Annotated in this window: 12 protein-coding genes; 4 read left to right on the top strand and 8 right to left on the bottom strand. The window is 70.1% G+C overall.

The window, feature by feature from the left end:
* Positions 1-56: 56 nt before the first annotated feature.
* Complete coding sequence (locus tag ACFVH2_RS24845) at positions 57-239, bottom strand: hypothetical protein (protein ID WP_378424733.1); 183 nt, start codon at positions 237-239, stop codon at positions 57-59.
* A 335-nt stretch (positions 240-574) separates the two neighbouring features.
* Here ACFVH2_RS24845 and ACFVH2_RS24840 point away from each other — a divergent pair, with 335 nt between their 5' ends.
* Positions 575-1,312 carry a CHRD domain-containing protein gene (locus ACFVH2_RS24840; RefSeq protein ID WP_378424735.1) on the top strand — a complete coding sequence of 246 codons (738 nt, stop codon included), beginning with the start codon at positions 575-577 and terminating at the stop codon, positions 1,310-1,312.
* A gap of 13 nt (positions 1,313-1,325) precedes the next feature.
* Here ACFVH2_RS24840 and ACFVH2_RS24835 read toward each other — a convergent pair whose 3' ends face one another.
* The 7 genes from ACFVH2_RS24835 to infC form a co-directional block, all read right to left on the bottom strand.
* Positions 1,326-1,643: a PspA domain-containing protein gene (locus tag ACFVH2_RS24835; RefSeq protein ID WP_378424737.1), complete on the bottom strand. Its 318-nt coding sequence runs from the start codon at positions 1,641-1,643 to the stop codon at positions 1,326-1,328.
* A gap of 136 nt (positions 1,644-1,779) precedes the next feature.
* Positions 1,780-4,266, bottom strand: a complete 2,487-nt coding sequence (pheT, locus tag ACFVH2_RS24830; protein ID WP_378424739.1) for a phenylalanine--tRNA ligase subunit beta — start codon at positions 4,264-4,266, stop codon at positions 1,780-1,782.
* Between the two features lie 40 nt (positions 4,267-4,306).
* Positions 4,307-5,377: a phenylalanine--tRNA ligase subunit alpha gene (gene pheS / locus ACFVH2_RS24825; RefSeq protein WP_378424741.1), complete on the bottom strand. Its 1,071-nt coding sequence runs from the start codon at positions 5,375-5,377 to the stop codon at positions 4,307-4,309.
* A 50-nt stretch (positions 5,378-5,427) separates the two neighbouring features.
* Positions 5,428-6,270 (bottom strand): TrmH family RNA methyltransferase, encoded by an 843-nt coding sequence (locus ACFVH2_RS24820; RefSeq protein ID WP_378424743.1) that lies wholly within the window; start codon positions 6,268-6,270, stop codon positions 5,428-5,430.
* A gap of 23 nt (positions 6,271-6,293) precedes the next feature.
* Complete coding sequence (gene rplT / locus ACFVH2_RS24815) at positions 6,294-6,683, bottom strand: 50S ribosomal protein L20 (protein WP_142103174.1); 390 nt, start codon at positions 6,681-6,683, stop codon at positions 6,294-6,296.
* Between the two features lie 68 nt (positions 6,684-6,751).
* Entirely contained in the window at positions 6,752-6,946 is a 195-nt protein-coding gene (gene rpmI, locus ACFVH2_RS24810; RefSeq protein ID WP_142103171.1) for a 50S ribosomal protein L35, read from the bottom strand.
* A 66-nt stretch (positions 6,947-7,012) separates the two neighbouring features.
* The gene (gene infC / locus ACFVH2_RS24805; protein ID WP_378424988.1) at positions 7,013-7,708 is read right to left on the bottom strand and encodes a translation initiation factor IF-3; all 696 of its coding nucleotides are present in this window, start codon (positions 7,706-7,708) and stop codon (positions 7,013-7,015) included.
* 287 nt (positions 7,709-7,995) lie between these two features.
* Between infC and ACFVH2_RS24800 the strand changes: the two genes are divergently transcribed.
* The 3 genes from ACFVH2_RS24800 to ACFVH2_RS24790 form a co-directional block, all read left to right on the top strand.
* On the top strand, positions 7,996-8,340 hold the full coding sequence (locus ACFVH2_RS24800) for a DUF1844 domain-containing protein (RefSeq protein WP_378424746.1): 345 nt from the start codon (positions 7,996-7,998) through the stop codon (positions 8,338-8,340).
* A 65-nt stretch (positions 8,341-8,405) separates the two neighbouring features.
* Positions 8,406-8,825 carry a DUF1801 domain-containing protein gene (locus ACFVH2_RS24795; RefSeq protein ID WP_378424748.1) on the top strand — a complete coding sequence of 140 codons (420 nt, stop codon included), beginning with the start codon at positions 8,406-8,408 and terminating at the stop codon, positions 8,823-8,825.
* Positions 8,826-9,123: 298 nt separating this feature from the next.
* On the top strand, positions 9,124-9,395 hold a 272-nt coding region (locus ACFVH2_RS24790), incomplete at its 3' end, for a hypothetical protein (protein ID WP_378475740.1).

Raw genomic sequence — 9,395 nt, 5'->3', positions numbered from 1 at the left:
GCGCAATCGGTCGGTTGGACCGACCGAATGCGCCATTCGGGAACAACCCGAGCGGGTCAGCCGGCGTTGTCCGAGCGATGCGCGGCATCGGTCGGCGCGAGCACTCCGCGCGGCTTGCGTTGCCCGAAGTTCTCGTTGATGGACACGATGAACATCATCACCACGCCGATCGTCACCACCACGATCGCGGCGACCACCACCACGTATCCGAACACGACACCGATCTCCGACCACACCACGGCACTGCCTCTCGGTTGGTTCGAGCTCCAGTTTGGTTGGTAGGCAACGCTACGCCTCCGTGACCTCGTTGACAGCGCGTCCGCGCGAGCCGCGTTGACAGTGCGTCCGACACGCGCATAGCGTCGGGTGTCGCCAGCCGTCACGTCCACCGCCGAGGGGTGCGCCCATGCATCGCCGCGATCGCCGTCGCGCAGCGCTCGGATCCGTCGTCGGCGCCGTACTCGCGGTAGCCGGCTGTGCGGGTTCCCCGACGACGCCCTCCGAGCCGACCTCACCACCGGCACCGTCACAGAGCGCGACGCTCTGGGGACCCGCCGTCGTCGGCCTGACGGCAATGCCCACCGGCACTGCGACACTCACCTGGGACTCGAACACCTCGCGCATCTCCGCGCAGATCCAGGCCATCGGCTTCACGCCGCGCAGCAGTCACGCGATGCACCTCCACCCGGGATCCTGCGCCGACCCGGATCCGGCCCCGTCGATCGCGTTTCCCGATCTCGCCGCGGACGCCGGCGGCGCCGTCCTGCAGACCGCGGTGAGCGGGAAGGCGCCCGCCGGGATTCCGCCCGGTTTCCACCTGAGCATCCATCTCGGGCCGGACCAGCAACTCGGCGCACCCACCGACGTCGGGGCGACCCGGGTCGCGTGCGCCGACATTCCGTCGGGCACACCCGCCGCGGGTCCGGCGGTCGTGCCTCTGCGTGCACCCGCACGGCAGCAGAACACCACCGGCGCCACCGCCACAGTCCGATACGACGCGGCGGCCCACACCGTGCGAGCCGAGATCACCGCCGGCGGACTGCTGCCCGACAGCGCCCACGCCGCCCACATCCATGCGGGTCGCTGCGCCGCGCAGGGGGCCGAGGTCTACTCCCTGCCCGACATTCGGTCCGACAGCGCGGGCAACGCGATGTCCACAGCCACGATCACCGACGTCATGTCCGCACCACCTGCCACCGGCTGGTACATCGACGTGCACATGGGCTCGTCGGATCGGATCCGTGGCAGCGACGGTTCCCCCACGCCGCTGTTCGCACCGATCCTGTGCGGCGACATCCGCGCCGGCGGATGAGCGACCGAAATCGCTAGCGGCCCATCGACTTCCTGATCTCCTCGAGCTTGCGCCGGGCCGCTTCCTGACGGTCCTCCCACTGCTCCGCCAGCGTCCGGCCCGCCTCGGAGTCCGCGTCGAGTTCGGTCGCGCCCGCAGCTGTGCCCGCCTGTTTCTCGATCTTGTCCCGGACGGACTCGAAGGTCGGAACGCCGGACTCGGTGTAGTCGGGCGCGGGGATCACGGGCGGTCCGGGCGAGGCCGCGGGGTCGAGCGGGTCGGGCACCACCGTCGCGTCGATCACCTGCTCGTCGGGCTCACCGTGCTGCGACTGTTCGGGACTGTCGGTCATCGCGCGTCACTCCTTCAGCTGGTGCCCCCAGGCTACGTCGCGACGATCACCGATCCCCGCAACGACAAACTCCCCAATGTCACAGTCGTTCGCGTCAGTCGAACGAATGTCACATTGGGGAGGTCGGCGGAGGAGGTCAGGCGCGCAGCTGGGCTCCGACCGCGGCGGTCGCGGCCGCCACCGCGCTGTCCCGCGCGGCGCTGGCCTCGTCCTCGGTCAGCGTCCGATCGGCCGCGCGGAAGCGGAGCGCGAACGCCAGCGACTTGTTGCCGGCACCGACCTGCTCGCCCTCGAAGACGTCGAACAGCCGGATGTCCTCGAGCAGTTCCCCGCCCCCGCCGCGCAACGCCGACTCGACGGCGGCGGCGGGCACGGCGGCCTCGACTACCACGGCCACGTCCTGGAGCACCGCCGGGAACGGCGAGACCCGCGGCGCGGGCAGCGACTCGGTGATCGGCAGAGCCGAGAGGTCGAGTTCCACCGCGCAGGTCCGCGCCGGCAGTCCCGCCCGCTCGAGCACCGCCGGATGCAGCTCGCCCGCGTGCCCGACCACCGCGCCGTCGACCAGCAGTTCGGCGCAGCGCCCCGGGTGCCACGGCAGGTACTGTGCCGCACGGCGCTCGAGCGCCACCCCGGCGGCCGCGGCGACGGTCTCAGCGGCAGCGAAGGCGTCGGCCGCGTCGACGGCCCGACCTGGTCCCCACGGGCCGCTCGGCTCGCGCTGCCCGGTCAGGACCACGCCCACGCGCACCGGCTGGTCCGGCAGCGACCGCAGCAGGTCCTCGATCTGCTCGTCGGTGGGACGACGGTCCACCGGGAGCGCCTGCACCGGCTTGGTGTCCGGACCCGGGAGGACCACCTGCGCGACGCCGAACAGCGCGAGGTCGCGCTGGCCACGAGAGGTGTTGCGGGACAAGATCTCCAACAGTCCGGGCAGCACGGTGGTGGCCAGCTCCGGACGGTCCGACTCGAGCGGGTTGAGCACCTTGCTCGTGTTGCGACGCGGGTCGTCGGCGTCGAGTCCCCAGGAGTCGAACACCCCGGCGGGCAGGAACACCGTCGGCAGCACCTCGACATAGCCGTCGAACGCGAGCGCCTTGCCGACCGCGCGGCGGCGACGCTGCTCCGCGGTCAGACCGCGACCGGCGGGCGCGGCGGGCAGCACCGACGGGATCTGCTCGAGCCCCTCCAGTCGCAGCACCTCCTCCACCAGGTCGGCGGGCTGCGTGAGATCGGGCCGCCAGGTCGGGGGCGTGACGACCAACTGGCCGTGACCGGTCTCGCTGACGGCGACGTCGACGCCGCACCCGATCTGGGTGAGTCGGCGCGCCGCCGTGCCGTTGGGGTAGGTGACGCCCGCGACCCGGTCCGGCAGGTCGATGTCCATCCGGACCGCCTCGGCCGGCGCGACCGATCCGAGGTCGGTCAGCACGGGTTCGACGGTGCCGCCGGTGATCTCGGCCAGCAGGCCGGCGGCGCGGTCCAGCGCGGCCGCGGGCAGCGCCGGATCGACGACCCGTTCGTAACGCTTGCTCGCCTCGCTGATCAGCTTGTGCCGCCGCGACGTCCGGAACACCGCGAGCGGATTCCAGATCGCCGCCTCGAGCAGCACGTCGGTGGTCCCCGAACCGACCTCGGTGCTCGCGCCGCCCATCACGCCGGCCAGCGAGATGACCCCGGTGTCGTCGCAGATCACCACGTCCTCGGCGTCGAGGATGCGCTCGACGTCGTCGAGGGTGGTCAGCTTCTCGCCCGCGCCGGCCCGACGGACCACCAGCCCGCCGGTGACCTTGGCTGCGTCGAACGCGTGCAGCGGCTGGCCGAGTTCGAGCATCACGTAGTTGGTGACGTCGACGGCCGGGGAGATCGGTCGCACGCCCGAGAGCAGCAGGCGACGCTGCATCCACCACGGCGTGACGGCGGCCGGGTCGACCCCGCTCACCCGGCGCAGCGCGAACCGCGGGCACGCGGACTCGGGCTGGACCTGCAGCGGCCAGGCCTCCCCGGTCGCGTCGTGCGCGGGCAGGACCGCGGGGTCCGCGAACTCCAGATCGAACCCGCAGGCCAGCTCGCGGGTGAGGCCACGAACGGAGAAGCAGTAGCCGCGATCGGGCGTGATGTTCAGCTCGATGATGGTGTCGCCGAGGCCGAGCAGTTCGTTCGCGTCGGTGCCGGGCGCCGCGGTACCGGGCTCGAGCACCAGGATGCCGGAATGGTCCTTGCCGATACCCAGTTCGGCGACCGAGCAGATCATGCCGTCGGACACCTGACCGTAGGTCTTGCGCGCGGCGATCTTGAAGTCGCCGGGCAGCACCGCGCCGGGCAGGGCCGCGACCACGAGGTCACCTTCGGCGAAGTTCCGTGCGCCGCAGACGATCCCGCGGGGCTCGGGCTCCCCCACGTCCACCTTGCACATGCGGATCGGCTTCTTGAACTCGGTGAGTTCGGTGATCTCCACGACCTTGCCGACCACCAGGGGTCCGGGCACGGTGTGCAGGACGTCGACCTCTTCGACCTCGAGACCGACCCGGACGAAGCCGGCGTCCAGTTCCTCGGCGCTCACCTGCCATTCCGGGGTGGCCCGCTGCAGGATCTCGGTCAGCCACGATTGCGCTACTCGCACGTCTTCTCAGCTCTCTCGCTCTGAATCTTCTGCCTGTGACCTACGCCTGCACACCGAAGGGCTGCGTGAATCGCACGTCGCCCTCGACGATGTCGCGCATGTCCGGGATGCCGTTGCGGAACTGCAGGGTTCGCTCGAGGCCCATGCCGAAGGCGAACCCGGTGTACTCGTCGGGGTCGATTCCGCAGGCGCGCAACACGTTCGGGTTCACCATGCCGCAGCCGCCCCACTCGACCCAGCCGGCGCCGCCCTTCTTGCCGGGGAACCACACGTCGACCTCCGCGGAGGGCTCGGTGAACGGGAAGTAGTTGGGCCGCATCCGGGTCCGGGTGTCTGGGCCGAACAGGGCGCGCGCGAAGGCGTCCAAGGTGCCGCGCAGGTTCGCCATCGTCAGGCCCTTGTCCACCGCCAGCCCCTCCACCTGGGAGAAAACGGGGGTGTGGGTGGCGTCGAGCTCGTCCGTACGGAAGGTTCGACCCGGGCACACCACGTAGATCGGGACCTCGCGAGAGAGCATCGTGCGCACCTGCACCGGCGAGGTGTGCGTGCGCAGCACCTGCCGCGAGCCCTCCGGCGCGATGTGGAAGGTGTCCTGCATCGTCCGCGCGGGGTGGTCGGGCAGGAAGTTCAGGGCGTCGAAGTTGAAGTGCTCGGTCTCGACCTCCGGGCCCTCGGCCACCTCCCACCCCATCGCCACGAACACGTCGGCGACCTGATCGGAGATGATCGTGATCGGGTGCCGGGCACCGACCGGGCGACGGCCCACGGGCAGCGTCACGTCGATGGACTCGGCGACGAGCACCGCCGCGTCGCGCTCGGCGAGCAGTACCTCGCGCCGGGCGTCGAACGCCGTGGTGGCCCGGGTGCGCGCGGCGTTCACCCGCTTGCCTGCGTCGGCCTTCTCCTTGCCGGGCAGCGACCCGAGCGCGCGCCGGACCAACGACAGCGGGGCCTTGTCGCCGAGGTGGTCGGTCTTCGCCTTCGCCAGCGAATCCAGGTCCGAAGCGGCCGCGAACGCCTGCTCGGCCAGGCCCGCCGCGCTCGCGAGCGCCTCCTCGGTGAGTGCCTCGGCGTCGATGGTCGCTGAACTGTCGCCCTCGTTCTTTGCCACGGCTGGTGAAACTCCTCGTCGGTGGTCGGTCGTCGCGTTCGCAACGAATTCTAGGTTGTCGGTCCCGGACGTCGGTGCTGCACCCGCGCACTCGAGTACAGACAGATCGCGGCCGCGGTCGCCAGGTTCAGGCTCTCGGCTCGGCCGTGAATGGGAATGCGGACCCGGTGGTCGGCCCGTTCCGCGATCGCCGGATCCAGGCCGTGTGCCTCGTTTCCGAACAGCCAGGCGGTCGGCCGGGCCAGCAGTTCGTCCGCGTCGTCCAGGTCGACCTCGCCGTCCGCGGCGGTCGCCAGCACCTGAACCCCGGCCGCGGCGATCCGCTCGAGCACCAGGTCGACGTCTCGCTCACGGGCGATCGGCAGGTGGAACAGGCTGCCCGCCGACGCGCGCACACACTTGCCGTTGTGCGGGTCGACGCTGTCGCCCGCGAGGATCGCCGCGTCCGCACCGACCGCGTCCGCCACCCGGATCACCGTGCCGGCGTTGCCCGGCTCGGACACCGACACCGGCACCGCCAACAGGCGCGGGCCCACGGCCGAGCGGGCGGAATCGTCGGGCGCCCCACCGAGCGCCGTCGCGAGCGGGACGTCGAGGAGCCCGCACACCGCGATCAGTCCGGGCGGGGTGACGGTGTCGCCGAGCGCCTTCGCCGCGCGCTCGGTGATCGGCGAGACACGCACGCCCGAGGCGAGCGCGCGTTCGACGAGGTCCTCGTGCCTGCCCGCGGCAGCCTCCGTGACGAACAGTTCCAGGGCGCGCCCGGTGGCCAGTGCCTCGGTCACCGAGTTCGAGCCCTCGGCCAGGAACCGACCGGTCTTGCGTCGCTCCGCGCCACGCAACAGCTTGACAGCAGAAACGACCCGTGGCGTCCGCTCGGTGAACGGGTCCACGGGTCGTTCCTGGAACAGCTTGCTCAGGCCGCGTCCCCGGCAGGAGCGTTCACGTCGGCCGGCAGCGCGGCCTTCGCGACGGCAACCAGGCCGGCGAAAGCCTCGGCGTCGGAGACGGCGAGCTCGGCGAGGATCTTGCGGTCGACCTCGACGCCCGCCAGGTTCAGGCCCTGGATGAAGCGGTTGTAGGTCATGTCGTTCGCACGCGCGGCGGCGTTGATGCGCGAGATCCACAGCTTGCGGAAGTCACCCTTACGCGCGCGACGGTCACGGTAGGCGTAGGTCAGCGAGTGGAGCTGCTGCTCCTTGGCCTTGCGGTACAGCCGCGAGCGCTGTCCGCGGTAGCCGCTGGACGCCTCGAGGATAGAACGGCGCTTCTTCTGGGCGTTGACCGCCCTTTTTACGCGTGCCACTGGGAAATCCTGTCGATCTCGGGGTGCTCCGGGCACCCCTGGTTGGTCAAATAGTGCAGGTCAACGAATCAGATGCCGAGCAGGCGCTTGATGCGGGGAACGTCCGACTTGGCGACGACGGCGACACCGTCGAGGCGGCGGGTGACCTTGGTGGCCTTGTGCTCGAGCAGGTGGCGACGGCCGGCCTTCTGGCGCAGGATCTTCCCGCTGCCGGACACCTTGAATCGCTTCGCGGTGCCGCTGTGCGTCTTCATCTTGGGCATGGAGTCCTCAGTTCTGTGTTTCTTCGTACTGCGTTCGGTCGAGACTGTCTTGCTAGTTGGTGGCGACTAGCTGGTCGGCGCCTGGGGCGCGTCGCCCTCGGCCGGAGCCGGCGCGGCGGGTGCCTCCGGGGCGGGTGCCGAGGCGGGCCTCGGAACCTGGGGCACCGGCGCCTGCGCGCTCTCCTGCGCCTTGACGCGGGTCTTCGCACCCTTGTGCGGGGCGAGGACCATCGTCATGTTGCGGCCGTCCTGCTTCGCCGAGGTCTCGATGAAGCCGAGATCGGCCACGTCGGCACCGAGGCGCTGCAGCAGACGGAAGCCCAGCTCGGGGCGCGACTGCTCACGTCCGCGGAACATGATCGTGACCTTGACCTTGGACCCGGCCTCGAGGAAGCGAACGACATTGCGCTTCTTGGTCTCGTAGTCGTGGTCGTCGATCTTCGGCCGGAGCTTCTGCTCCTTGATGACGGTCAACTGCTGGTTCTTGCGCGATTCGCGCGCCTTCTGCGCGGCCTCGTACTTGAACTTGCCGTAGTCCATGATCTTGCACACCGGCGGACGGGCGTCGGGCGCCACCTCGACCAGGTCGAGATCGGCCTCGAGGGCCAAGCGGAGTGCATCTTCAACACGCACGATCCCCACCTGCTCGCCACCGGGTCCGACAAGTCGGACCTCGGGCACGCGGATGCGGTCGTTGATGCGGGTCTCAGTGCTGATGGGGCCTCCTAGGTAGAGCGGCGTGGTCTTCGTGACCGCCGGCAGCCCGCCTGCCCTCCTACCCCAACAAAAGAACCCCGCCGGTGAGTCACCATGCGGGGTCCGATGTCGACCGATCCGACATCCGCGGCGACCGAGCCTCGCGAGAGACCCGTCGCAACGAACATCCCCTCCTCTGGAGGGAACCGGGTGTGCCACGCGAACGCAGCCTCGAACCCGGCGACCGGAACCGTTGACCAGCGAATATACTGCGCCGAACAGCGGTGGGAGTCGGACTCCACTTGCTGCCCCCAACGTCGTCAGGGGCGGTCGTCTGTGAAAGTCTAGCAGCCATGACAGAGGAACCACACACGGGCGACGTTCGCGAGCTGGCCGAGGTGCCCGCGGTCGAGGTCATCAGCCGGGCCGCGGTGATGTTGATGAGCTCCGCGGCCGAGAAGCTCGGGCTGTCCGACCCCAACCCCGACGAGAGCCCCCACCTCGACCTGGACGAGGCCCGTCGGGTGATCACCGCCCTCGCCGGCCTGGTCACCGCGTCCGTCGAATACCTGGGCCCGCATGCCGGACCGATCCGCGAGGGGCTGCAGGCGCTGCAGCGCGCGTTCCGGGAAGCCTCCGCCTACCCGGACGAGCCGGGCAAGGGCCCGGGCGAGAAGTACACCGGCCCCGTCCACTGACGGTCGGGCGCAACGCACGGCCAGCGCAGCGGGCAATCCGTCGACCTCGACGCCATACTGAGCACATGGCGACGAAGACCCAGCCGACCGGCGACAGTGTCGACGGATTCCTCGCGGCCCTGACAGACGACACCAAGCGCGCCGACAGCGAACGGCTGATCGAGATGATGCGGGCCGCGACCGGCGAACCCGCAACGCTCTGGGGAACGAGCATCATCGGCTTCGGCAATCGGCACTACCGGTACGCCAGCGGACACGAGGGCAACACCGCGCTGATCGGGTTCTCCCCGCGCGCGGCGGCCGTGACCCTCTACCTGAGCCTGAACTTCGAGGACCACTCCGACACCCTGGCCCGACTGGGCAAACACCGACTCGGCCGGGGCTGCCTGTACGTCAAACGACTCGCGGACGTCGACGAAGTCGCGCTGAAGTCCCTGATCGGGAGCTCGGTCGCGGCAGCCAGGGCGATGTCGGCGCGCGAGTGATGTGATTCACATCACTCACGATCGCGCAAATCGACTCTCGAATACTGGACGTCCAACCTGACCGCTCGTGTACAAAGACGGATGCAGTGATTGGCACCACACCGTGATCGAGACCCGGGGTGCAGCGCGGGGGTCGTATGACGGGGAAGTCGCTGCGATCGGGGGATCAATTCGTCCTGCCGCCGTCGGATACTCGCCTACCAGCGAGGACGTGGCCACAGATCGATTCCGTCTTCCGGCCTCGGGCGCGCCTCGGCGCCCCGGACTGCCACGCACATCAACAATCAAGGAGACACACATGCCAAGTCCCGGCGACATCAACAGCCTGTTCGCGAGCCTTGCGAACATCGTCAACTCCCTCATCGGCAGCGGCTCGGAGATGCCCGGCGCCATCCCCGGCGGCGGCACCGGCACCGGCACCGGCGGCAGCGTAGGCACGGACGGCAGCTCAGGCACCGGTTCGGGTACGGGTACCGGCTCAGGCACCGGAATCAGCTCCGACGGCGGCACCGACGAGGCCGGCGCCGCCACCCAGGGCTTCGAGGCGCAGCTCGGCGCCCTCTCCGGCAC

Source organism: Rhodococcus sp. NPDC127527 (assembly GCF_042672245.1).
Taxonomy (GTDB): domain Bacteria; phylum Actinomycetota; class Actinomycetes; order Mycobacteriales; family Mycobacteriaceae; genus Rhodococcus_G.
Note: the sequence above shows the minus strand (reverse complement) of the source record. Positions and strands in the feature narration are given on the sequence as shown.

What these genes read in the sequence shown, in the direction of transcription:
- ACFVH2_RS24840 (WP_378424735.1), top strand. Translation starts at nt 575, where the DNA reads ATGCCCACCGGCACTGCGACACTCACCTGGGACTCGAACACCTCGCGC.
- ACFVH2_RS24795 (WP_378424748.1), top strand. Translation starts at nt 8,406, where the DNA reads ATGGCGACGAAGACCCAGCCGACCGGCGACAGTGTCGACGGATTCCTC.
- rpmI (WP_142103171.1), bottom strand. Translation starts at nt 6,946, where the DNA reads ATGCCCAAGATGAAGACGCACAGCGGCACCGCGAAGCGATTCAAGGTG.
- ACFVH2_RS24835 (WP_378424737.1), bottom strand. Translation starts at nt 1,643, where the DNA reads ATGACCGACAGTCCCGAACAGTCGCAGCACGGTGAGCCCGACGAGCAG.
- ACFVH2_RS24800 (WP_378424746.1), top strand. Translation starts at nt 7,996, where the DNA reads ATGACAGAGGAACCACACACGGGCGACGTTCGCGAGCTGGCCGAGGTG.